Here is a 22923-nt window from a genome sequence, read left to right on the forward strand (position 1 = left end):
GACGGCTCGGCGTCGGCGGCCAAGTGCTGACGGCTCGGCGTCTGCGGCCAAGTGCTGACGGCTCGGCGTCTGCGGCATTGGGCTGACGGCTCGGCGTCTGCGGCATTGGGCTGACGGGGCCTCAGGTCCGCTTCGACGCCAGTTCGATCACCGTGATGTCGGACGGTGCGCCGACCCGGGTCGGGGGTCCCCAGGCGCCGGCGCCCTTGCTGACGTAGAGCTGGGTGTCGCCGTAGCGCTCCAGGCCCTCGAGGGTGGGGTTGGCGGCTCCGGCGAGCAGGCTGCCGGGCCAGAGCTGGCCGCCGTGGGTGTGGCCGGACAGCTGGAGGTCGACGCCGTGGTCCACGGCCTCGTGGATCTGCACCGGCTGGTGGGCGAGGAGGACGCAGGCGCGGGCCCGGTCGCGGTCGCCGAGCGCCCGGGCGTAGTCGGGGCCCTGTCCGTCGTTCTCGCCGGCCAGGTCGTTGACCCCGGCGAGGTCGAAGTGCGGCAGTTCGGTGCGGGCGTTCTCCAGGGGGTGCAGGCCGAGCCGGCGCACCTCCTCCACCCACTGCTCGGCGCCGGAGAAGTACTCGTGGTTGCCGGTGACGAAGAACGAGCCGTGGCGGGCCCGGAGCTGGGCGAGGGGGGCCGCGGCCGGGCCCAGGTCCTTCACGCTGCCGTCCACCAGGTCGCCGACGACCGCGATCAGGTCGGGCTGGGTGGAGTTGATGGTGTCGACGACCTTCTGGGCGAAGCCCCGGCCGAGGACCGGTCCGAGGTGGATGTCGCTGACCACCGCGATGCGGTAGCCGTGGGCCGCGCGGGGCAGCTTGGCGAGCGGCACCGTGACCCGCTCGACCCGCGGGCCGCGCAGCACCCCGTACGTGCCGTACCCGACGGTGCCGACGGCCGCCGCGGCGGCCGCCCCGGCGACCACCCGGGAGACGAAGAGGCGCCGGGAGGGACCGGGCGCGAAAGCGGCGGCGGCCCCCTCGGGCGCACCGGGGGTGTCCGCGTCGCCGGGGCCGGATCCGGCCGGACCGTCCGGAGCTGCGGGTGTGCCGGCGGCTCCGGCGGTGTCCGCGCGGCTGCCCGGCGCGGCGGTCGTGGCGCCGGCCGGTATCGGCGGCCGGGCGGGCTCGCCCGGGCCGTCGCCGGGAGCGTCGTCCGCGGCGGAATCCGGGGCCGAGGACTTCGCCCGTCGCGCAAGGATCCACCGCAGCAGGGGACGCAGCGGCTCGCCCGCCACCGTCGCCAGCACCAGGTAGAGCACGCAGGCCAGCCACAGGAAGCCGGGCCAGGCCAGCGTCTGCTGGAGCCAGAACGGGGCGCCGGCCCGCCCGGCGACGAACGCCCCGACGGTCACCGCCCAGCCGCCGGCGATCACCACGGCGCCGGTCCGGCGCACGGCGCCGGGGCCCCGGGTGGTGTCCCGGAAGAGGCGTCGCCACAGGTACCAGTTGGCCGTCACCAGGACGGCCAGCACCAGCACGGCGACGAGGACGAAGACGATGACCACGCTGCGGAGTTCCCGTTCTTCCCGTTGTTCCTATGTGCTCGACGTTCCGGGCGGTGCCGTTGTTCCCGTCACCGTGTCCGCCGTCCTGTTCACGGCTCCCGTGAGGTCCGGCTCAGTGCGCGCACACCGCGCAACCCGATGACCCCGATGACCGTCCCCAATACGAAGGAGACGACGGCGAGCAGCAGGTGCACCCAGAAGTACGCGGTCGGGTCGCCGTCCTCGAACGCGAGCCCGCTGCCGTCCTTGGCCAGGTTCTTGACGAAAGTGATCCAGATGACCCAGCTCCACACCCCGAAGGCGAGCAGGAACCAGGACACGGGGCGGCTGAGCTTCACGACAGCAGACCTTTCCTCACAGCGCCGGGCAGCCGCAGCCGGCCGGGACTCCGGGACCCGTCCCCAGGACGGGCACACCCGTCCAGTATCGCCACCGGCTGTCCGGATCCTTGCGCGGGGTGGGACCCGGGTAGGGACGTCACCGGCCGCGGCAGGTACGTTTCCGACCGTGCCCGCACCCCAGAAGACCGCCGTTCGTTCGCTGTTGGTCACGTCCGCCGTCCTGTTGTCCACCGCCCTGACCGCACCCGGCGCGGTCGCGGCCCCGTCGCCGTCGCCGTCGACGAGCCCGTCGGCGACGCCCCCGGCGAAGATGTCGGCGGTGGGCGGGCCCCGGCTCGGGCAGCCGGGCACCCAGGTGAACCTGGCGGGCGGCGTCCCGGTGCTGCCGAAGGGCCTGTCGGCCCGGTCCTGGATCGTCGCCGACGCGGAGTCCGGCGAGGTGCTGGCCGCGCACAACGCGCACTGGCGGCTGGCCCCGGCAAGCACCCTGAAGATGCTGTTCGCCGACACGCTGCTGCCGAAGTGGCCCCGCTCCGAGAAGCACAAGGTCGTCCCCTCCGACCTGGCCGGTGTGGGTTCCGGCTCCAGCATGGTCGGGATAAAGGAGGACGAGACCTACACCGTCCACGACCTGTGGCTGGGTGTCTTCCTGCGCTCGGGCAACGACGCGGTGCACGTGCTGTCCGCCATGAACGGCGGCGTGGAGAACACCGTCCGGCAGATGAACGAGCACGCCGAGGAGCTGCAGGCCCTCGACACCCACGCGGTGAGCCCGGACGGCTACGACGCCCCGGGCCAGGTCTCGTCCGCCTACGACCTGACCCTGATCGCCCGGTCGGGGCTGCAGAAGAAGGACTTCAGGGAGTACTGCTCGACGGTCCGCGCGAAGTTCCCCGGCGAGACGAAGAAGAACAAGAAGGGCAAGAAGGTCCGGGGCAGCTTCGAGATCCAGAACACCAACCGGCTCCTCGCCGGCGCCTCCGACGTCCCCGTCTACCAGGGCATAGCGGGCGTGAAGAACGGCAACACCACCAACGCGGGCGCCACCTTCACCGGGGTCGCGGAGCGGGACGGCAAGGTGCTGCTCGTCACCGTGATGAACCCGGAGAAGGACGAGAGCAACGAGGTCTACAAGGAGACCGCGAAGCTGTTCGACTGGGGCTTCAAGGCGGCCGGGAAGGTCGAGCCGGTGGGCGAGCTGGTCCCGCCGAAGAGCGCGGTGCAGGGCGCGGGCCGGCCGGGCGCGTCGGCCGCCCCGGGTGAGGCGGGCGGGGCCGCGGACGGCGCCGGCGCGGCCGGGTCGAAGCCGGTGGCGAGCGCGCCGGCGGGCGGCTCCGGCGGCATGGGCGTCGCCCTCGGCGTCACCGGCGGGGTGCTGGTGCTGCTGGCCGGCGGGGTGTTCCTGGTCAACCGCCGGTGGCCGCTGCCGGATCTGGTGCGCCGCCGTTCGCGTCCGTGACGGGCTTCGCGCCGTCCGTCCCGGCCTCCTCGCTCGGCGTCGCCGTCCAGGCGGCGCAGAACAGGACGAGTTTCGACGTGAAGTTGATCCACAGCAGCAGGGCGACCGGGACGCCGAACGCGCCGTACATGCTCTTCGCGGCCACGCCCTGCAGGTAGCCGCTGAGCAGCAGCTTCAGCAGTTCGAAGCCGACCGCTCCGGTGAGCGCGGCGACCAGCAGGCGGTGCCGGGCGGGCTCCACCCCGGGCAGCAGGGTGAGGACGTAGAGCAGCAGCAGGAAGTCGGCGCCCACGGCCACGGCGAAGGCGGCGGCCCGCAGCACGGCGCCGCCCCAGCCGCCCTCCGCCAGCCCGATCGCGTCGCTGATCCGGCCGACCAGGGCGGACGCGACGGTGGAGGCGACCAGGGTGATCAGCAGCGCCCCGCCGAGTCCGACGAGGATGCCCGCGTCCTTGCCCTTGCGCCAGAGCGGGTTCTCCTCCTCGTCCGGCAGTTCCCACACCGCGCGCAGGCACGCGCGCATCGACCCCGCCCAGCTGATGCCGGTGAACAGCAGCACGGCACCGGCGATGAGGCCGATGGCGCCCGAGTTCTGCACCAGGCTCTCGATGTCGAGCTGCTCGGAGATGCCGGGCACCTGGTCGGCGATCTTCTCCTGAAGGGTGTTCTGCTGCTCGGCGCTGAGGGTGGCGGCGCCGATCGCGGCGGCCACGGTGAGCAGCGGGAACAGCGCCACGAAGCTGGTGAAGGTCATCGCCGCCGCCAGCCGCGTCCAGTGCACGCGGTCCAGCCGTTCGTACGAGCGCCACGCGTGGGTGCGGTTCAGGCGCGCCACCCACGGCCCCACGAGCGGGAGTCTCTTCAGCCAGTCCATGAAGCGACTCTGCCCCGGTTCCGCCGGGCCAAGGTGCCGCATGCCCCGCCCGTCCCGCGTCCGGGTCGGGTCCGGGCCACCTGCGGCGCAATGAAGTGACATACCACTAATCACCCATACCGGGGATGGTCGTGATGTTCTTCACGCGGCCGTATATATAGGGGCGATACGGTCATCGGCATGCCTGCCCACACCGTTCCCACCCGGGGAGGGGGCCGCACCGCCCCCGCCGCCGCCCGGCCGACGCCCCCGCGGACCACGCACCCCGAGGAGCTGTCGTGAAGGTCGCCTCCGGTCCGCCCCGGTCCGTGCTCGTCCTCGGCGGCACCTCCGAGATCGCGCTCGCCGTCGTCCGGCGGCTGATCGCCCGCCGCACCCGCACCGTGTGGCTGGCGGGCCGCCCCTCCCCCGCCCTGGACGCCGCCGCGGACCATCTGCGCGGCCTCGGCGCCGAGGTCCGCACCGTCGCGTTCGACGCGCTGGACCCGGCCTCCCACGAGAGCGCGCTCGGCAAGGTGTTCGCCGAGGGCGCCGTCGACCTGGTGCTGATGGCCTTCGGCACCCTGGGCGACCAGGCCCACGACGAGCGGGACCCGCTGGCCGCGGTACGGGTGGCGCAGACCAACTACACCGGCGCGGTCTCCTCCGGCCTGGTGTGCGCGAGCGCCCTGCAGTCACAAGGCCACGGCTCTCTGGTGGTGCTGTCCTCCGTCGCGGCCGAACGCGCCCGCCGCGCGGACTTCATCTACGGCTCCAGCAAGGCGGGCCTGGACACCTTCACCCAGGGCCTGGGTGACGCCCTGTACGGCACGGGCGTGCACGTCATGGTGGTACGGCCCGGATTCGTGCGCACGCGCGCGACCGCCGGCCTGCCCGGACCGGCGCCGGCCACCACGCCGGAGGCCGTCGCCACGGCCGTCGAACTGGGCCTGCGGCGCGGCGCGGAGACCGTGTGGGTGCCCGGCGTCCTCCGCCTGGTCTCGGCGGCCCTGCGGCACCTGCCGCGCGCGCTGTACCGGCGGCTGCACGTCTGACGGCGCGGCGCCGCGCGGCCGGGGCGCCGGGGCAGGGTCAGCAAGCGGAGACGGCCGTCTGACGGCACGCGCCGCGCGGCCGGGGCGCCGGGCCGGGTCAGCAGGCGGAGACGGAGCCCCGGTCGACGTGGCCGGCCTGCGGCGGCACGACCAGCGAACCGAAGGGGAACTCGCGCAGCTTGCGCCACACCCCGTCGGCGCCCTGCTCGTAGAGGGCGAACCCGGTGCAAGGCCACTCGGCCTCGTAGCCGGACAGTTCCTCGAAGGCCCGGTCCATGGCCGCTTCCTCGATGCCGTGCGCCACGGTGACATGGGGGTGGTAGGGGAACTGGAGCTCCCGGGCGACCGGACCGGAGGCGTCCCGGATCCGCCCCTGCAGCCAGGCGCAGGCCTCCGCGCCCTCCACCACCTTCACGAACACCACCGGCGACAGCGGCCGGAAGGTGCCGGTGCCGGACAGCCGCATGGGGAACGGACGGCCGCTCGCGGCGACCTCGCTCAGATGCGCCTCGACGGCCGGGACGGTCGCGGCGTCGACCTCCGTCGGCGGCAGCAGCGTGACATGCGTGGGGATACCGTGAGCCGCGGCGTCGCCGAAGCCCGCGCGCAGCTGCTGAAGCCGGCTGCCGTGAGGCTCCGGGACCGCGATCGACACGCCGATCGTTACGGTCCCCACGTCGTCTCCTGTCGTAGTGGTGGTGAAGCTCCGGTGAGCTCCGGGTGACCGTCGTGACGGTCACCCGGATATCGACTGTACGACTCCGGCCCGGCCGCGGGCAGGCGCAGCCGGAGTGATGTGCAGCGCTGTGCGGTGGTACGGATCGGAGCCCGGGGCGTGTTCAGTGCGCCGGCTCCGCGCCGCGCCGGACGCCCGGATCAGTGCTTGGCGGACACGAAACCGACCCGCTCGTACGCGAGGGCCAGGGTCTCCGCGGCGACGGCACGTGCCTTCTCCGCGCCCTTGGCCAGGATCGCGTCGAGGCTCTCGGGGTCGTCCAGGTACTGCTGGGTGCGCTCCCGGAAGGGGGTCACGAACTCGACCATGACCTCGGCCAGGTCCGTCTTCAGGGCGCCGTAGCCCTTTCCGGTGTACTGCTCCTCCAGTTCGGCGACACCCGTCCCGGTGAGGGTCGAGAGGATCGTCAGGAGGTTGCTCACCCCGGGCTTGTTCTCGACGTCGTAGCGGATCACGGTGTCGGTGTCGGTGACCGCGCTGCGGACCTTCTTCGCCGTGGCCTTCGGCTCGTCGAGCAGGTTGATGAGGCCCTTCGGCGTGGACGCCGACTTGCTCATCTTGACCGTCGGGTCCTGCAGGTCGTAGATCTTCGCCGTCTCCTTGAGGATGTGCGCCTTCGGGAGGGTGAAGGTGGGGCCGAACCGGCCGTTGAAGCGCTCGGCGAGGTCGCGGGTCAGCTCGATGTGCTGGCGCTGGTCCTCACCGACCGGCACCTCGTCGGCGTGGTACAGCAGGATGTCGGCGACCTGGAGGACCGGGTAGGTGAACAGGCCCACGGAGGCGCGGTCGCTGCCCTGCCGGGCGGCCTTGTCCTTGAACTGGGTCATGCGGGACGCCTCGCCGAAGCCGGTGAGGCAGTTCATCACCCAGGCGAGCTGGGCGTGCTCGGCCACATGGCTCTGGACGAAGAGCGTGCAGCGGTCCGGGTCGAGCCCCGCGGCCAGCAGCTGGGCGGCCGCCAGACGGGTGTTCGCCTGCAGCTCCTTCGGGTCCTGCGGGATCGTGATCGCGTGCAGGTCGACGACCGAGTAGAACGCGTCGTGGGTCTCCTGCAGGGCCACCCACTGGCGGACGGCGCCGAGGTAGTTGCCGAGGTGGAAGGAGCCCGCCGTGGGCTGGATTCCGGAGAAAACACGGGGTCGGTCAGTCGCCATGGGGCCCATTCTCTCAGGTCCCGGGAGGCCCTCCGGAACCGACCGGAAACAGGTGGGAACCGATCCCGGCCCGGCGGTGTAACAAAGGTGTGAGGACGCGGGAGGGGGGCCGCATCGTCGATGAGGCCGCGGTGATCGCCCGCGTGCGCGCCGGAGAGCCGGAGGCGTACGCGGAGCTGGTGCGCGCCCACACGGGCATCGCGCTCAGGGCGGCCGCCGCGCTCGGGGCGGGGCCGGACGCGGAGGACGTGGTCCAGCAGGCCTTCGTGAAGGCGTACTGCTCGCTGGGCCGGTTCCGCGACGACCTGCCGTTCCGGCCGTGGCTGCTGTCGATCGTGGCGAACGAGACGAGGAACACCGTGCGTGCCGCGGCACGCCGCCACCGGCTGGCCGACCGGGAGGCGGCCCTGACGGAGGCGGACCTCGTGATACCGGAATCGGCGGACCCCGCGGTGGCGACGCTGGAGACGGAGCGCCGCGCGGTGCTGGCCGCCGCCCTGGAGAAACTGAGCGAGGAACACCGGCTGGTCGTGACGTACCGCTATCTGCTGGAGATGGACGAGCGGGAGACCGCCCAGGCTTTGGGCTGGCCCCGGGGCACGGTCAAGTCCCGGCTGAACCGCGCCCTGCGCAAGCTGGAGCGCCTGCTGCCGGACTTCCGGCCCCGGATGTCCCCGGACACCGGGCCGCACCCGGGACCCCGGGTGCCCCGGCAGCCCGGGGAAGGGGGTGAGCCGGCATGAGCGGGCCGACCCCCGACGAGGCCGCCCGGCTGCGGGAGGAGCTCCGTGCGTTCGGCCGGTCCCTGGACGGGCCGGGCGGGACCGCGTCCCCCGAGTCCATGGCAGAGCGCGTGCTGGAACGGATACTGGCCGAGGGCGCGCCGGTGCCGGCGGCGCCGACCGGGGGCGGCCGGACGCGGCTGCGGGCGGTGCGGCAGTGGGCGCGGCTGCGGTGGCGGTCGCTGGTCGCCGCCCTGTGCGGGCTGCTGACGGTGCTCGTCCTGACGCCCCCGGTGCGGGCGACGGTGTCCGACTGGTTCACCTTCGGCGGCGTCGAGGTGCGCCACGACCCCTCGGCGGTGCCCTCGCCGGGTGCGCGGGTGCCGGGCTGCGGACCGTCGGTCACGCTCGGACGGGCCCAGCAGCGGGCCGGGTTCCCGCCGCTGGTGCCCGAGGCGCTCGGGACGCCGGAGGCGGTCACGCTGACCGGGCTGCCGCACGGCCGGTCCCTGGTGAGCCTGTGCTGGCGCGAGGAGGGCCGCACCGTCCGGCTGGACCAGTTCCCGGGCCGCCTGGACCCGACGTTCGTGAAGCTGGTCGCCGAGCAGCCGGAGTGGCTGACTCCGGGCGGGGGCGCCGGTGGGTCCGGCCCGCTGCTGTGGTTCGCCCGGCCGCACCGGCTGACGCTCCGGCTGGTGGACGCGGACGGCCACCGCTTCACCGGGCAGCAGCGCACGGCCGGGCCGACGCTGCTGTGGACCGTCGGCGGCGGCAGCGCCGAGGGGGCGGGCGCGGCGCCGGACGGAGTGACGCTGCGCCTGGAGGGGGTCGCGTCGAAGGCGCGGGCACTGGAGATCGCGCGGTCGCTGGAGCCGGCGGGCGCGGAGGGCGGGACGGCGGACGACTGAGCGGGGCGGGGGCCGGGCGGCGGACGACTCAGCGGCGCGGGGGCCGGGCAGCGGACGACTCAGCGGCACGGGAACCGGGCAGCGGACGACTCAGCGGCACGGGAACCGGGCAGCGGACGACTCAGCGGCGCGGGAACCGGGCAGCGGACGACTCAGCGGCACGGAAACCGGGCAGCGGACGACTCAGCGGCACGGGGGCCGGGCTCGGGCGTGCACGCGGCTTGTGGCTTGGGCTCGCCCGCTCGGGGCTCGGGCTCGGGGCTCGAAGCCTGGGGCTGGGGCATGCGGCTCGCCCGACGTGGCTTGTGGCCCGGGGCTCGGGGCTTGCGGCCCGGGGCTTGCGGCCCGCTCGCTCGGGGCTCGGGCGACGGTTCCCGGGTTGCTCGCGACACGCGCCACGCGGCACGGGCTCGCGGCCCGGGACCCGGCGCCCGGGCGCCCGCCCGCCCGTTGCTCGGGGGCGGCCTTGCGCGCCCGCTCGTGGCTTGTGGCTCGGCGCCCGGGGCTTGCGGTCCGCCCGCTCGGGCCGCCCGGGGCCCGCCTGCTCGAACCTCGCGGATTCTCCTCGTGGCTCGGTGGGAACCCCGGCGGCTCGGGCGGTGTACCAGAAGTGACAGGCGGCCCGTGGGCGGGCCGCACGGGGATCGGCCGGCCGAGTGGGGGTCCGGATGCGCAGGTGGTGGAAGGGCGGGTTCCGACGACTGACGTCGGGGCTCGGGGTGGTGACGGTGTGTGCGGCGCTGCTGGTGTGGGGTGCGTCGCCCGCGGCGGCCGGCGGGCCGACGAGCGTGCTGCTCGTCTCGCCGCCGAGCGGGGAGTCCGCGGCACTGACCCACACCGACAAGGAGTACGCCGAGCTGGAGAAGCTGCTCGGCCCGCCGGAGCGGGGCGTCGAGGACATGCCCCGGGAGGCCGGTGTCACGGCCCTGCTGATCAACGTCACCTGGATGGTGCACGACGTGTGGCCGTGGCGGGTGGACCGGGTCTTCCCCGCGGAGGACGGCGACGTGGTGTGGATCCACACGGAGCAGCGGCTCACGGAGGAACCGACCACCGGTGTGTGGCGGCGTGCCGCCCGTCCGGGCCCGCTGCGCGCGCTGCTGAAGGAGCTGGGGCTGATGGGCCCGGCGTCCGACGCGGGCACCAACTCCGCGATCTACCCGGTGCCCTGGGAGGCGGAGGGGGAGGCCGGCCCCGCGGGACCGGACGACGACGCCTCCGGCACGGAGCCCGACGGCTCCGCCGCCTCCGCACAGGCCGCGCCGCGGCCTGCGGCCGGTGGCACCGACTGGGGGTGGGCGATACCGGGAGCGGCGGCGGGGGCCGTGCTCGCCCTGCTGCTGCGCCCGTACGTGACGCGGCTGCCGTTCCCACGGCGGCGGCCGGGCGGCCGGGGAGGTGAGCCGGGGCCGCGGCAGGAGCTGCTCGACCTGTGAGTCCGGGGGCGGCCCGCCACGGGGGTGCGGGCCGCCGCCGGACGCCGGGCGGGGCGGGCGCGGTGCCCGCCCGCGCGGCCTCAGCCGAGGTCGACCTCCGGGTACAGCGGGAAGCCCGCCACGAGGTCGGTGGCGCGCTGGGAGATCTCGTCGGCGACCTTCGGGTCCAGGACGTGCTGGGCCTTGGAGGGGGCGCCCTTGCTGGTGGTGCCGGCCTCGGTGGCCGTGAGGACGCGGTCGATGAGACCGGCGACCTCGTCCATCTCGCCGGTGCCCAGGCCGCGTGTGGTCAGCGCGGGGGTGCCGATGCGGATGCCCGAGGTGTACCAGGCGCCGTTGGGGTCGGCCGGGATGGCGTTGCGGTTGGTGACGATGCCCGAGTCGAGCAGGGCGGCCTCGGCCTGGCGGCCGGTGAGGCCGTAGGAGGTGGCGACGTCGATCAGGTTGAGGTGGTTGTCGGTGCCGCCGGTGACGAGGGTGGCGCCGCGGCGCGTCAGCCCCTCGGCGAGGGCGCGGGAGTTGTCGACGATGCGCTGGGCGTAGTCCTGGAAGTCGGGGCGGCGGGCTTCCGCCAGGGCGACCGCCTTGGCGGCCATCACGTGCGGGAGCGGGCCGCCGAGGACCATCGGGCAGCCGCGGTCCACCTGGTCCTTGAGCGAGTCGTCGCACAGGACCATGCCGCCGCGCGGGCCGCGCAGCGACTTGTGGGTGGTGGTGGTGACGATCTGCGCGTGCGGGACCGGGTCGAAGTCACCGGTGAGGACCTTGCCGGCGACGAGACCGGCGAAGTGCGCCATGTCGACCATCAGCGTGGCGCCGACCTCGTCGGCGATCTCCCGCATCTTCCGGAAGTTCACCAGCCGGGGGTAGGCGGAGTAGCCGGCCACGATGATGAGCGGCTTGAACTCGCGGGCGGTGGCGCGCACGCCCTCGTAGTCGAGCAGCCCGGTGGCGGGGTCGGTGCCGTAGGACCGCTGGTCGAACATCTTGCCGGAGATGTTCGGGCGGAAGCCGTGGGTGAGGTGGCCGCCGGCGTCCAGGGACATGCCGAGCATGCGCTGGTTGCCGAACGCCTGGCGCAGCTCGGCCCAGTCGGCGTCGGAGAGGTCGTTGATCTGGCGGACGCCGGTCTTCTTCAGGAAGGGCGCCTCGACGCGGTCGGCGAGCACGGCCCAGAAGGCGACGAGGTTGGCGTCGATGCCGGAGTGCGGCTGGACGTAGGCGTGGCGGGCGCCGAAGAGCTCCTTGGCGTGCTCGGCGGCCAGCGACTCGACGGTGTCGACGTTGCGGCAGCCGGCGTAGAAGCGGCGGCCGACGGTGCCCTCGGCGTACTTGTCGCTGAACCAGTTGCCCATCGCCAGGAGAGTGGCCGGGGAGGCGTAGTTCTCGGAGGCGATCAGCTTGAGCATCTCGCGCTGGTCGGCGACCTCCTGGCCGATCGCGTCGGCCACGCGCGGCTCGACGGAGCGGATCACATCGAGGGCGGAGCGGAAGGCGGTGGAAGCGGTGGAGAGGGGCTCGGCTGACATGGGGACCTCCGGACGTGGCGTTCGGCGTTCACGGTGCGGCCCAGGCGCACGGCACGGTGCCGGTCCCGGTGGTGCACGGGCCCGGGGGTCGCTTCCCGATGGTTGCTCCATCCCAGCACGCCAGTCACGACCCGAGGTCAGCGTACCGGGCGGCACCCGGTGCCGTGGCCGGGCGTCCACGATGCGGGAGCGCAGGTGGCGGCCCATGGGGCGGGGTGTGACACGGCTCGGCCCCGCTCCGGATGTCGTGGACGTTCCGGGGCGGGGGCGGGCCGTGACCTGGGTGCTGCTGGAGGGCTACAGGATCACGTGCGGCAGGAAGCGCGCGTACGCGTCGGTGATCAGGCCGGCGGATTCGCGGATGCCGAGTCCGGCGGCCTCGTTCTCCACGACCCAGGTCCCGAGGACGACGTGGTTGCCGTCGAAGTCGGGCAGGGGCGCGAGTTCCTGGTAGCAGCAGCGTTCGTCGCGGACGGCGGGCGCCTCGCCCGGCCGGTGGACGGTCACCCCGGCGCCCTCGCGGCCCAGCAGCGGCTTGGCGACGTACCCGGTGGTGCGGGCCAGCTCGCGGGGGCCGTCGAGATACGAGGCGAGGAGGTTGGGGTGGCCGGGGTGCAGCTCCCAGAGGATGGCGAGCAGCGCCTTGTTGCTCAGCAGCATCTTCCAGGCCGGCTCGATCCACAGGGTGCTGCCGGTGCCGCCGCCGTTGTCGAGGGTCTCCAGGACGTGGTCGGCGAAGCGGTCGGTGGTGAGCCACTCCCACGGGTACAGCTTGAAGATGCTGCGGATGAAGCGCAGCCGGTTGTCCACGAAGCGGCCGGCGAGGCGGTCCCAGCCGATCTCCTCCACGGAGATCCAGTCGGTCTCCAGCCCTGCCTGTTCGGCCGTCTCCTTGAGATAGGCGACGGTCATGAGGTCCTCGCCGATCTCGTCGGCCGAGGAGTGGGCGAAGTAGAGGGGGGAGCCGGGCGGCAGCAGCGCGGCCTGCCGCTTCCAGGCGTCGATGAGGCGTTCGTGGAGGGAGTTCCACTGGTCGGCGCCGGGGAACCGTTCCTCCATCCAGAACCACTGCGGGGAGGCGGCCTCCACCAGTGAGGTGGGCGTGTCGGCGTTGTACTCCAGCAGCTTGGCCGGTCCGGTGCCGTCGTAGCGCAGGTCGAAGCGGCCGTAGAGGGAGGGCAGTTCGTCGCGCCGCTGCCACGCCTCGGTGACCGCGCGGACCACGCGCGGGTCGGTGATGCCGAGGTCGGCGAAGCGGTCCTCGGTGACGATGTGTTCGGCGGCCTCCAGGCACATGCGGTGCAGTTCCTCGACGACCTCCTCCAGCGCCTCGACCTCGTCCAGGGTGAAGACGTAGTGGGCTCTCTCGTCCCAGTAGGGGACCCAGGCGTCGTCGGGCACGGGATGCCCGGCGTCCCGGGCGGCCTCGTGCTCGGCGGGCAGGGTGAGCGGGTAGATGAGCCCCTGTTCCTCGACGGTCTGCTGCCAGCCGGGGCGGGGTGTGATGGTGCGGCGTTCCACGGTCGGGTCCTTCGTCCGCCGGGCCGCTCAGCCGCCACCGCTGCCGGAGCCGGAGCAGCCGAAGCCGCCCCGGTCGACGGCCGCGCTGCGGCTGAAGGTGCCGTGGTCGGCGTAGCCGCGGCTGACGTCGGCGTCGTAGTACCAATCGGCGTTGCCGCCACGGCTCTTGCGGTTCTTCCCGGCGGTCCCGGAGGACCCCCCGGAGGACGACTTGCAGTTCTTGTCGGCGACGACCTTGTAGCCCTTGAGGTAGTCATAACTGTTGCGGTCCACGCAGCGCCGGTCGGGGTCGGATCCGCAGGCGGACAGCGCCGCCGCCAGAACCCCCATCCCGCCGAGTACCACCGTGCTGGAGCGCAGTCGCCGTCGCGTTTCCGCCATGTCGGCCATTCCCCCTTGTATGCGTGTGTCCACGGCCGGGCATCCGCTCCCCGGCTCGCGGCGGACAGCCTAGAGACTCGTGCGACGGCGTGTGCCGCAGGGCCCTTCCCCGGCTCTGCCTCTAGTGTCTTTTTGTGATCTTTGGCATGGTGTGCGCCCTTGGTGCGGCGGTCTGTTACGGCACGGCGACGGTGCTGCAGGCCATCGCCGCCCGCGCGGCGGCGGACACGGACCCCGGCGGCGACGTGGTGCTGCTCCTGCGGGCCCTGCGGCAGTGGCGCTACATCGCCGGACTGGCCCTGGACGGGCTGGGGTTCGGGCTGCAGATCGTCGCCCTGCGGGCGGTGCCCATCTACGCGGTGGGCGCGGCTCTCGCGGCCAGTCTGGCGGTGACCGCGGTCGTGGCGGCGCTGCTCCTCGGGGTGCGGCTGAAGCGCGCCGAGTGGACGGCGGTGGCGGTGGTGTGCGCGGGGCTCGCGATGCTCGGGCTGGCCTCCGGGGCGGAGGGGGATCTGGCGGGACCGGGCTGGCTGGGCTGGGCGATGCTCGGCACGGGGGCCGCGGTGCTGCTGCTCGGCGCGGCGGGCGGACGGCTGCCGGAACGGGCCCGCGCGGGCGTCCTCGGCCTGGGGGCCGGGCTCGGCTTCGGCGTGGTGGAGGTGTCGGTCCGCCTGGTCGACGACGTCTCGCTGCCCTCCCTGTTCACCAACCCGGCCTCCTACGCGCTGGTGCTGGGGGGCGGCGCCGCGTTCCTGCTGCTGACCTCGGCGTTGCAGCGCGGCTCGGTGACCGCCGCCACGGCGGGCCTCGTCCTCGGGGAGACGGTCGGTCCGGCGCTGGCGGGCGTGGTCTGGCTGGGCGACCGCACCCGCCCCGGGTGGGGCTGGCTCGCGGTGCTCGGTTTCGCCGTGGCGGTGGTGGGCGCGCTGGCGCTCAGCCGCTTCGGCGAGGCACCGGAGGAGGCCGGGGCCGGTGCGCGGGAGGCCGGCTGAGGACCCGCCGGGACCGGCTCACGCCGGGGGCTGGCCCTTCACGGACCGGTCACGTCGCACGCGTCACGTCGGCTTGGGAGCGGGGGCGCGCTCCGGGCTCAAGCGGCCGAGGGGACGCAGGACGGCCCCCCGGATCAGGGAAGTGCCTTGCACAGCGCCTCCAGCGTGCCCGCCCAGGCGTGTTCGGGCGGGGTGCCGTAGCCGACGACGAGGCCGTCCACCGGGGTGTCGGTGGCGGCGGGATGGCGGAAGCGGCCGAGGCCGAGCACCCGGAGGCCCTGCCATGTCGCGGCCCGGACCACCGGCTGCTCGGTGCCGGGCGGAAGCCTGAGGACGGCGTGCAGCCCCGCCGCGATGCCGGTGACCCGGACGTCCGGGGCCCGCGTGGCCAGCGCCTCGACCAGGGCGTCGCGGCGACGGCGGTAGCGCAGGCGGGCCGCGCGGACGTGGCGGTCGTAGGCGCCGGAGGTGAGGAACTCGGCCAGCGCCAACTGCTCGACCACGCCGACCGACGGGCTGCCGCCGTGCGCGATGACGTCCGGCAGGAGGGACGGCGGCAGCACCATCCAGGCCAGCCGCAGTCCGGGCGCGAGCGACTTGCTGGCCGTGCCGAGGTACACCACGTGGCCGGGGTCGAGGTCCTGGAGCGCCCCGACGGGCTGCCGGTCGTAGCGGAACTCGCCGTCGTAGTCGTCCTCCAGGACCAGCCCGCCGGTCCGCCGGGCCCAGTCGATCACCTCGGCCCGGCGGGCGGGCGGCAGGGCACCGCCGAGCGGGAACTGGTGGGACGGCGTGAGCAGGATGGCGCCCGCGTCGCCCGGGTCGATGAGGGAACCCTGCTCGTCGAAGGGCAGCGGCACGGTGCGCGGTCCCGAGCGCTCGACGAGGTCCCAGTGGGCGTCCAGGCCGTAGGACTCGACGGCCAGGGTGCGCACGCCCCGGGTCCGCAGGACGTCGGTGAGGCGGCGCAGGCCGTCGGCGAAGCCGGCGCAGACGACGACGTGTTCGGGGTCGGTGCGCACGCCCCGGACCCGCGCGAGGTAGTCCGCCAGGGCCGCGCGCAGTTCCACCCGGCCGCGCGGATCGCCGTAGCCGAAGGCGTCGTTGGGGGCGGCGGCGAGCGCCCGGCGGGTGGCCCGGAGCCAGGCGGCGCGCGGGAAGGAGGAGAGGTCCGGCGTGCCGGGGACGAGGTCGTAGGGCAGCCGGCCGGGCGGGCGCGCGGGGGCCGGCCGGGCCGCCGGCGGGGGCACCGCGCGGTCGGCGACATGGGTGCCGGAGCCCTGCCGTGCGGTGAGCCGGCCCTCGGCGACCAGGTCGGCGTAGGCGTCGGCGACGGTGTTGCGGGCGATGCCCAGGTCGGCGGCGAGCGCGCGGGAGGAGGGCAGCCGGGTGCCGGGGGCGAGGCGGCCGGTGCGGATGGCGTCCCGCAGGGCGTCGGTCAGGCCGCGGCGCAGGCCGGGGCCGCTGCGTTCCAGGTGGAGGTCGACACCGTAAGTGGCCCAGGGTTTTGCCATGGAAATGGACCATACTCCTGGGCTGCCTCGCTTCTAGGCTCCGAAGCATGACGACAACAGCGAAGCAGGAGACCGGCACGCCGACCGCGAGCGGCACGGCGGCCGGGAAGAACGCGCCGGAGCCCGCTCCTCGGCTGGACTGGGCCGCCCTGGCCCCGGACGTGTACAAGGCGATGGTGCGGCTGGACGCGGCGTCCCGCAAGGGGCTCGACCCCACGCTGCTGGAGCTGGTCAAGATCCGCGCCTCGCAGCTCAACCACTGCGCCTTCTGCCTGGACATGCACTCCAAGGACGCGCTGGCGGCGGGCGAGAGCGTGGAGCGGATCGTGCAGCTCGCGGCCTGGGAGGAGTCGCCGCACTTCTACACGGAGAAGGAGCTCGCGGCGATCGAGCTGACGGAGGCGGTGACCGTCCTGACCGACGGGTTCGTGCCGGACGAGGTGTACGGGCGGGCCGCCGCCCACTTCGAGGAGGCGGAACTGGCGCAGCTCGTCGCCGCGATCACGGTGATCAACGCGTGGAACCGGTTCGGGGTGACGTGCCGTCTGACGCCGGGCCACTACCGGCCGGGACAGCAGCACTGACATACCACTCGGGGCGTCGGCCCCCGGAACGCGTCCGGCCCCCACGGCGCCGGTGCCGTGGGGGCCGGACCTGGAACTCCGGCAGCGCGCGGCGCTGCCGGAGTCCGCCGTGTGTTGGTGCCGGGACCGCGGGTCAGGGCAGCCACTTCTCCCAGACGTCCTTGTTGGCCTTGACCCACTTCTCGGCCGCAGCCTCCGAGCTCATCTTCTCGCCCGCGATCATCGCGGCGACCTCGTTCTGCTCCTCGGCGGTCCACTTGAAGTTCTTCAGGAACTTCGCGGCGTCACCGCCCTTCTCGGCGAAGTCCGCGTTGAAGTACTTCTGCAGCGGGGTCTCCGGGTAGGCGCAGGCCACCTTCTCCGGGTCGGCGTCGCAGCCCTCCTTGTGCTCGGGCAGCTTCACCTCGACCAGGTCGATGTCGGCGTTCAGCCACTGCGGGGTCCACCAGTAGCTGATGAAGGGCTTCTTGGCCTTGTAGTTCTCCCGGATCTGGGTGATCTGGGCGGCCTCGGAGCCGGCGTAGACCGTCTTGTACTCCAGGTCGAGGTTCTTGATGATCGCGTCGTCGTTGGTGGTGTACGACGGGGAACCCTCGAGCAGCTGGCCCTTGTTGCCGCTCTCCGCGGTCTTGAACAGGTCCTTGTACTTGTTGAGGTTCTTCCAGTCCGTGATGTCCGGGTGCTTGTCGGCCAGGTACTTCGGCACGAACCAGCCGATGTGGCCGACGACGCCGAGGTCGCCGCCCTCGACCACGGACTTGTTCTCCTCGACGTACAGCTGCACCTTCTTCGGCGCGCCGCCCCAGTCCTCCATGATGGCGTCGACCTTGCCGCTGTGGAGGGCGTCGAAGGCGACCGACTCGTCGAGCTGCTTGAGCTCGGCCTTGGTGTCCAGCTCGTTCTCGAGGATGTACTTGGCGACGGCGCCGTTGGCCTCCGCGCCGACCCACGACGGCACGGCGATGGTGACCTTGCCGGAGGAGCCCTTCGACGACGAGGAACCGGTGTCGGCGGCGCCGCAGGCGCTCACGCCGGTGAGGCCGAGGACCACGACGGCGGCGCTCGCGGCGCGGGTGAGGCGCGATCTGGCCCCTCTGGGCCCGGCGTTCTTGCGGTCGGCGGGCTGCTGGTTCTTCATGCGCATGGCGTCTTCTCTCTCGTTTCGTTTCTTCCGTCGGGACGGATCGTGCGGCGGGCGGTGCGGGGCCGGAGCCCCGCGGGCACGCCGGGACAGGGGGTCAGGGCGTGCCGGTGTCGGAGCGGGTGCGCTGGGTGGTGCGGTCCAGGACCAGGCCGAGCAGCACGATCGCGACGCCGGCGGTGAGGCCGGTGCCCAGGTCGCTCTTCTGGAGGCCGTAGACGACGTCGTAGCCGAGGGCACCGGAGCCGACGAAGCCGCCGACGATGACCATGGCGAGGACGAGCACGACGCCCTGGTTGAGGGCGAGCATCAGGGCCGGGCGGGCCAGCGGCACCTGGACCTGGCGGATCTGCTGGAAGGTGCCGGCCCCCAGGGAGCGGGACGCCTCCAGCGCCGCGGGGTCCACCTGGCGCAGCCCCTGCACGGTGATCCGGATGACGGCGGGCAGCGCGTACAGCACCGCCGCGGCGACGGCCGCGGACCGGCCCACGTTGAACAGCGCCACCACCGGGATCAGGTAGATGAACTGCGGCAGCGTCTGCATCGTGTCGAGCACGGGCCGCAGCACGCGTTCCACGACCGGCACCCGGGCCGCCAGCACACCGATGAGGAAGCCGAGCACCAGGGTGACGACGACGCCCGCGATGGCCTGCGACAGGGTGTCGAGGGACTTGTTCCACACGTCGATGACACCGGCTCCGGCCATGGCCGTGGCCGCCGTCGCCATGGCGCCCCAGCCGCCCGCGAGGAGGCCGAGCACCGCGGCGGCCAGGACCAGCACCCACCACGGGGTGGCGGTCAGCCCGGACCGGATCGGGTCGAGCACCCACGAGGTGAAGCCGTCGGCCCAGGTGCGGGTGCCGCCCAGGACGGGCACGCCCTCGGCGAGGTGGCCGGTGAACCAGTCCATAGCCCGGTTGACCGGCGTGGAGATGTTCACGACCCACAGCTGTGGCCACTCCTCGATGAGCAGCACGGAGCCCACCCAGGAGACCAGGACGCCCACGCCCGCCGTCAGGCCCCAGCCCTGCCAGCCGTGCAGCAGCGGGACGGGGGACGGGCCGGGCCCCTCCCCGAGGCGGTCCCCGGCCGCGGCCGTGGTGCGGTCCAGCCACACGGCCAGCAGCACGATCGGGATGCCCGCGGCGAGCGCCTTGCCGACGTCCACGGTGGACAGGGCCTGGAAGACCTCCTCGCCGAGACCGCCGGCGCCGACGACCGAGGCGATGGTGACCATGGACAGCGCCATCATGATCGTCTGGTTGAGGCCGAGCAGGGTCTCCTTGCGGGCCAGCGGCAGACGGGCCGTCAGCAGCCGCTGCCAGGGGCTCGCGCCCAGGGACTTGGCGGCCTCCATCACGCCCGGGTCGGCGCCCCGCAGGCCGAGCGCGGTGAGCCGGGCCATGGGCGGCGCGGCGTAGATGATGGTGGCGATCAGCGCGGAGGGCACGCCGATGCCGAACAGCAGTACCAGCGGCAGCAGGTAGGCGAACGCCGGCATGATCTGCATGGTGTCCAGCACCGGGCGCAGGATCTTCTGGAAGCGGTCCGACAGACCGCCGCCCAGGCCGAGCAGACCACCGATGACCGCGGACACGAGGACCGCGATCGCCATCAGGGCGAGGGTCTCCATGGTGGCTTCCCACATGCCCAGCACTCCGCACAGCGCGAAGCAGCCCAGGGTGACGCCGGCCAGCTTCGGGCCGCGCCGGCTCTGCAGGCCGCCGATGCGCCAGGAGAGCAGGACCGCCACCGCCGTGACGGGGAACCAGCCGACGTTCACCAGCAGGTCCGTCAGCCAGATCACGGAGTCGTCGGACCAGTTGCTCAGGTGGAGCAGGAAGTAGAGGAAGACGGGGTTGGTGTCCCGGTTGTGCACGACCCAGGTGTAGGCGTCGTCCAGCGGGGTCTTGACGTCGGCGGTCAGTGCGGCGGGCCAGGTCCCGCTGCCCCACAGGAGCGCCGCGGCCGGCACGAGCACGGCCGCGGCGACGAGCAGGGGCAGCAGACGGCGCAGCAGCGGGTGGAGGGTCCGCGCGCCGGTCGCCGGCGGCGTCTGCTGCTCCACCGGTTCGGCGGGCGGGGAGGGCGGGGCCGGGGTGGTGACGGCGCTCATCGTCGGCACCTCCCGGCCGTTGCGGGGGCCGTCGGTGCGGCCGCGGGTCTGGCACGGGTGGTCATCAGGCGGCCTCCTTCACCGGACCGCCGTCGAGACCGGCGACGACCCGCAGGAGGCCGGCGTGGTCGACCTGCCCGAGGCAGCGGCCGTCCTCGACGACGCAGGCGGCCCGGCCGGTGCGGGCGACCGTCTCGATGGCCCCGGAGACGACGGTGTCGGGCGCGAGGGCCCCCGGGTGGTCGGAGCCGCCGCAGTCGCCGGGCTTCATGGCGCTGCGGACGGTCATGACCTGTTCACGGGGGACGTCCCGGACGAAGTCGCGGACGTAGTCGTCGGCCGGCGAGCCGACGATCTCCTCGGGGGTGCCGAGCTGCACCACGCGGCCGTCGCGCATCAGGGCGATCCGGTCGCCGAGCCGGAGGGCCTCCTGGAGGTCGTGGGTGATGAAGACCATCGTGCGGCCCTCCTCGTGGTGCAGCCGGGTCACCTCCTCCTGCATGTCGCGCCGGATCAGCGGGTCGAGTGCGCTGAACGGCTCGTCGAAGAGGAGGACCTCCGGGTCGACGGCGAGGGCGCGGGCCAGGCCGACGCGCTGCTGCTGGCCGCCGGACAGCTGGGAGGGCCTGCGCTGCTCCATGCCCTCCAGGCCGACCTTGGCGACGACCTCGGCAGCCTTCTCGCGGCGTTCGGCCTTGCCCATGCCCTGGATCTCCAGGCCATAGGCGACGTTGTCGAGGACGGTGCGGTGCGGCAGCAGGCCGAAGTGCTGGAACACCATGGCGGCGCGGTGCCGGCGCAGTTCGCGCAGCCGGGCCTTGTCCATGGCGAGCACGTCCTCGCCGTCGATGGCGATGGTGCCCGCGGTCGGCTCGATGAGCCGGGTCAGGCAGCGCACCAGCGTGGACTTGCCGGAACCGGACAGGCCCATGACGACGAAGACCTCGCCCTTGCGGACGTCGAAGCTCACGTCGCGCACGGCGGCGGTGCAGCCGGTGCGGGCGCGCAGCTCGGCGGGTTCGAGGGCGGCGAGTTCCGGGTCCCCGGGGATCCGGTCCGCCTTGGGGCCGAAGACCTTCCACAGCCCCTGGACGGAGAAGACGGGCGCGGTGCCGTCCGGTCCGGCCGCGGGCGGCGTGGCGGGCGCGGCGGAGGTGGTGGTACTCATCGCGCATCGCCGCCGATCAGTTCGACGGCCCGCTCGCCGACCATCAGCACCGCGATCATCGGGTTGACGGCGGTCATGGTCGGGAAGACGGACGCGTCCGCGATGCGGATGCCCTCCAGGCCGCGGATGCGCAGCTCGGGGTCGACGACGGCCTGAGCGTCGTCGGCGGCGCCCATCCTGCAGGTGCCCGCCGGGTGGTAGACGGTGTGGGCGACCTTGCGGGCGTACTCGCTCAGCTCCTCGTCGCCGGTGACGTCCGGCCCCGGGGCGACCTCGCGCTTGAGCCAGTGGGCCAGCGGTTCGGTCTTCGCGATCTCGCGGGCGATGCGGATGCCGTCGACGAGGGTGCGGCCGTCGTAGTCGTCCTCGTCGGTGAAGTAGCGGAAGTCGAGGGCGGGCTTGACGTCGGGGTCGGCGCTGGTGAGGTAGAGGCGGCCGCGGGACTTCGGCTTGGGGATGTTCGGGGTCATCGACACGCCGAACTCCGGCCGCTGGTAGCCCAGTCGCTCCGGGTTGTCGGTGAACGGGATCTGGTAGAAGTGGAACATCAGGTCCGGGCCCGCGTGGCCGGGGTCGCGGCGCACGAACAGACCGGCGTCGGAGTCCATCGCGGAGTTGTCCGGGATGGGCCCGTCCGTCTCCCAGACGATCACGGACTCGGGGTGGTCCAGCAGGTTCTCGCCGACACCGGGCAGGTCGTGCGCCACGGGTATGCCGAGCGCCTCCAGGTCGGCGCGGGGCCCGATGCCGGAGTGCAGCAGCAGCCGCGGCGAGTCGACGGCGCCGGCGCACAGCACCACCTCGTTGCGGGCGGTGACGAGGATCTCCTCGCCGTCCTTGGTGCGGACGTGGACGCCGGTGGCGCGGGTCCCGTCGAGTTCCAGCTTGTACGCCCAGGTCTCCAGCAGGATCGTCAGGTTGGGCCGTTCGTCCATCACCGGGTGCAGGTAGGCCACCGAGGCGGAGGACCGCTTGTTGTTCTCCGGGTGGTAGGCGAGGTCGAAGAAACCGACGCCCTCCTGGAACGGCTTCTTGTTGAAGCTCTCGATCCGCGGCACTTCGAGGGCCTTCTGCGCGGCGTCCACGAAGTCGCGGGCGATCGCGTTCCGGTCCTTCTCGTCGACCGGGACGATGTTGTTCTTCAGGCGGGCGTAGTACGCCTCCATCTGGACCGCGCCCCAGCCCCGGGCGCCGGCCGCCTCCCACTCGTCCCAGTCGGAGGGCAGCGGCTTGAACGCGATGAGCGTGTTGTGGGAGGAGCAGCCGCCGAGCACCCGGGCGCGGCTGTGCCGGATGTGCGAGTTGCCGCGCGGCTGCTCGGTGGTCGGGTAGTCGTAGTCCAGTTCGCCGCCGAGCAGTCCCATCCAGCGGCGCAGGGTCAGCACGTCGTCGCGGCCGACGTCACTGGGGCCGCCCTCGATGACGGCGACGGTCACGTCCGGGTTCTCCGTCAGCCGGGAGGCGATGACGGAGCCCGCCGTGCCGCCGCCGATGACGACGTAGTCGTACAGGTGGGTGTGTTCTGGCATGGGAGCGGTACTCCTCCGGGAGGTTCGGAACGGATGGATGAGGTGAACTGCCGGTCGACGCCGTGCGTCGGACGGGAAGACGAGGACGGGATGCCGCGGCGCGGGGACGGGTGCACGGCACGCGGCCGTGGTGACGTGGTGCGCCGGGGCGGGGCGGGCCGCCGTGCTCCGGCCCGGCCCCCGGGTGGTCCGGGGACCGGGCGGCACCAAGCGGCACCGCGGTCCGCCGGGGCGCGGCGGATGTGCCGTGGGGCGGTGCGCCGCACTCGGGAGGTGTGTCACC

At 73.5% G+C, this 22923-nt stretch carries 20 protein-coding genes and 1 riboswitch; of the genes, 7 read left to right on the plus strand and 13 right to left on the minus strand.

Annotation, left to right across the window (positions count from 1 at the left end; translation table 11 throughout):
* Positions 1-121: 121 nt before the first annotated feature.
* Both ACIRPP_RS04275 and ACIRPP_RS04280 read right to left on the minus strand, forming a co-directional pair.
* On the minus strand, positions 122-1501 hold the full coding sequence (locus ACIRPP_RS04275; RefSeq protein WP_403637893.1) for a metallophosphoesterase: 1380 nt from the start codon (positions 1499-1501) through the stop codon (positions 122-124).
* 89 nt (positions 1502-1590) lie between these two features.
* Positions 1591-1839 carry an SCO4848 family membrane protein gene (locus tag ACIRPP_RS04280; RefSeq protein WP_318653109.1) on the minus strand — a complete coding sequence of 83 codons (249 nt, stop codon included), beginning with the start codon at positions 1837-1839 and terminating at the stop codon, positions 1591-1593.
* Positions 1840-2008: 169 nt separating this feature from the next.
* Between ACIRPP_RS04280 and ACIRPP_RS04285 the strand changes: the two genes are divergently transcribed.
* On the plus strand, positions 2009-3301 hold the full coding sequence (locus ACIRPP_RS04285; protein ID WP_403637895.1) for a D-alanyl-D-alanine carboxypeptidase family protein: 1293 nt from the start codon (positions 2009-2011) through the stop codon (positions 3299-3301).
* Here the strand turns inward: ACIRPP_RS04285 and ACIRPP_RS04290 are convergent.
* The gene (locus tag ACIRPP_RS04290; RefSeq protein ID WP_403637896.1) at positions 3249-4175 is read right to left on the minus strand and encodes a YihY/virulence factor BrkB family protein; all 927 of its coding nucleotides are present in this window, start codon (positions 4173-4175) and stop codon (positions 3249-3251) included. The two genes, ACIRPP_RS04285 and ACIRPP_RS04290, sit on opposite strands and share 53 nt — an antisense overlap.
* Positions 4176-4453: 278 nt before the next feature.
* Between ACIRPP_RS04290 and ACIRPP_RS04295 the strand changes: the two genes are divergently transcribed.
* Complete coding sequence (locus ACIRPP_RS04295) at positions 4454-5209, plus strand: decaprenylphospho-beta-D-erythro-pentofuranosid-2-ulose 2-reductase (RefSeq protein ID WP_403637898.1); 756 nt, start codon at positions 4454-4456, stop codon at positions 5207-5209.
* 97 nt (positions 5210-5306) lie between these two features.
* On the opposite strand, the gene ACIRPP_RS04300 is transcribed toward ACIRPP_RS04295, so the two are convergent.
* Both ACIRPP_RS04300 and trpS read right to left on the minus strand, forming a co-directional pair.
* Entirely contained in the window at positions 5307-5885 is a 579-nt protein-coding gene (locus ACIRPP_RS04300) for a 2'-5' RNA ligase family protein (protein WP_403637900.1), read from the minus strand.
* 200 nt (positions 5886-6085) lie between these two features.
* Entirely contained in the window at positions 6086-7099 is a 1014-nt protein-coding gene (gene trpS, locus ACIRPP_RS04305) for a tryptophan--tRNA ligase (RefSeq protein ID WP_403637901.1), read from the minus strand.
* A 131-nt stretch (positions 7100-7230) separates the two neighbouring features.
* On the opposite strand from trpS, the gene ACIRPP_RS04310 reads away from it, so the two are divergent.
* From ACIRPP_RS04310 to ACIRPP_RS04320, 3 genes are all read left to right on the plus strand, one after another.
* On the plus strand, positions 7231-7842 hold the full coding sequence (locus ACIRPP_RS04310) for an RNA polymerase sigma factor (protein WP_403637902.1): 612 nt from the start codon (positions 7231-7233) through the stop codon (positions 7840-7842).
* Positions 7839-8729: a hypothetical protein gene (locus tag ACIRPP_RS04315; RefSeq protein WP_403637904.1), complete on the plus strand. Its 891-nt coding sequence runs from the start codon at positions 7839-7841 to the stop codon at positions 8727-8729. The genes ACIRPP_RS04310 and ACIRPP_RS04315 overlap by 4 nt, the downstream gene beginning before the upstream one ends.
* Before the next feature lie 668 nt (positions 8730-9397).
* Positions 9398-10165, plus strand: a complete 768-nt coding sequence (locus ACIRPP_RS04320) for a hypothetical protein (protein WP_403637906.1) — start codon at positions 9398-9400, stop codon at positions 10163-10165.
* A gap of 80 nt (positions 10166-10245) precedes the next feature.
* On the opposite strand, the gene ACIRPP_RS04325 is transcribed toward ACIRPP_RS04320, so the two are convergent.
* From ACIRPP_RS04325 to ACIRPP_RS04335, 3 genes are all read right to left on the minus strand, one after another.
* Entirely contained in the window at positions 10246-11694 is a 1449-nt protein-coding gene (locus ACIRPP_RS04325) for a glycine hydroxymethyltransferase (protein ID WP_164338700.1), read from the minus strand.
* A gap of 31 nt (positions 11695-11725) precedes the next feature.
* Positions 11726-11832: riboswitch (ZMP/ZTP riboswitch) on the minus strand.
* Between the two features lie 159 nt (positions 11833-11991).
* Positions 11992-13215, minus strand: coding sequence for a glutathionylspermidine synthase family protein (locus ACIRPP_RS04330; protein WP_403637908.1), 1224 nt, complete (start codon positions 13213-13215; stop codon positions 11992-11994).
* A gap of 27 nt (positions 13216-13242) precedes the next feature.
* Positions 13243-13596 (minus strand): hypothetical protein, encoded by a 354-nt coding sequence (locus tag ACIRPP_RS04335; protein WP_403637910.1) that lies wholly within the window; start codon positions 13594-13596, stop codon positions 13243-13245.
* A gap of 146 nt (positions 13597-13742) precedes the next feature.
* Here ACIRPP_RS04335 and ACIRPP_RS04340 point away from each other — a divergent pair, with 146 nt between their 5' ends.
* The gene (locus ACIRPP_RS04340; RefSeq protein ID WP_403638332.1) at positions 13743-14588 is read left to right on the plus strand and encodes a hypothetical protein; all 846 of its coding nucleotides are present in this window, start codon (positions 13743-13745) and stop codon (positions 14586-14588) included.
* 134 nt (positions 14589-14722) lie between these two features.
* Here ACIRPP_RS04340 and ACIRPP_RS04345 read toward each other — a convergent pair whose 3' ends face one another.
* The gene (locus tag ACIRPP_RS04345) at positions 14723-16102 is read right to left on the minus strand and encodes a PLP-dependent aminotransferase family protein (protein ID WP_403637911.1); all 1380 of its coding nucleotides are present in this window, start codon (positions 16100-16102) and stop codon (positions 14723-14725) included.
* Positions 16103-16149: 47 nt separating this feature from the next.
* On the opposite strand from ACIRPP_RS04345, the gene ACIRPP_RS04350 reads away from it, so the two are divergent.
* Positions 16150-16686 (plus strand): carboxymuconolactone decarboxylase family protein, encoded by a 537-nt coding sequence (locus tag ACIRPP_RS04350; RefSeq protein WP_164333014.1) that lies wholly within the window; start codon positions 16150-16152, stop codon positions 16684-16686.
* Positions 16687-16819: 133 nt separating this feature from the next.
* Here the strand turns inward: ACIRPP_RS04350 and ACIRPP_RS04355 are convergent, their stop codons facing one another.
* The 4 genes from ACIRPP_RS04355 to ACIRPP_RS04370 all read right to left on the minus strand — a co-directional run bounded on the left by ACIRPP_RS04355 (position 16820) and on the right by ACIRPP_RS04370 (position 22640).
* Positions 16820-17824 (minus strand): ABC transporter substrate-binding protein, encoded by a 1005-nt coding sequence (locus ACIRPP_RS04355; RefSeq protein ID WP_403638334.1) that lies wholly within the window; start codon positions 17822-17824, stop codon positions 16820-16822.
* Between the two features lie 100 nt (positions 17825-17924).
* Positions 17925-19943: an ABC transporter permease gene (locus tag ACIRPP_RS04360; RefSeq protein ID WP_403637913.1), complete on the minus strand. Its 2019-nt coding sequence runs from the start codon at positions 19941-19943 to the stop codon at positions 17925-17927.
* A gap of 64 nt (positions 19944-20007) precedes the next feature.
* Positions 20008-21111, minus strand: a complete 1104-nt coding sequence (locus tag ACIRPP_RS04365) for a glycine betaine/L-proline ABC transporter ATP-binding protein (RefSeq protein WP_403637915.1) — start codon at positions 21109-21111, stop codon at positions 20008-20010.
* Positions 21108-22640 carry a GMC family oxidoreductase gene (locus ACIRPP_RS04370; RefSeq protein WP_403637916.1) on the minus strand — a complete coding sequence of 511 codons (1533 nt, stop codon included), beginning with the start codon at positions 22638-22640 and terminating at the stop codon, positions 21108-21110. Before ACIRPP_RS04370 ends, ACIRPP_RS04365 begins: the two co-directional genes overlap by 4 nt.
* Positions 22641-22923: the final 283 nt, after the last annotated feature.

This window comes from Streptomyces sp. NPDC101219, from assembly GCF_044767675.1.
GTDB lineage: Bacteria > Actinomycetota > Actinomycetes > Streptomycetales > Streptomycetaceae > Streptomyces.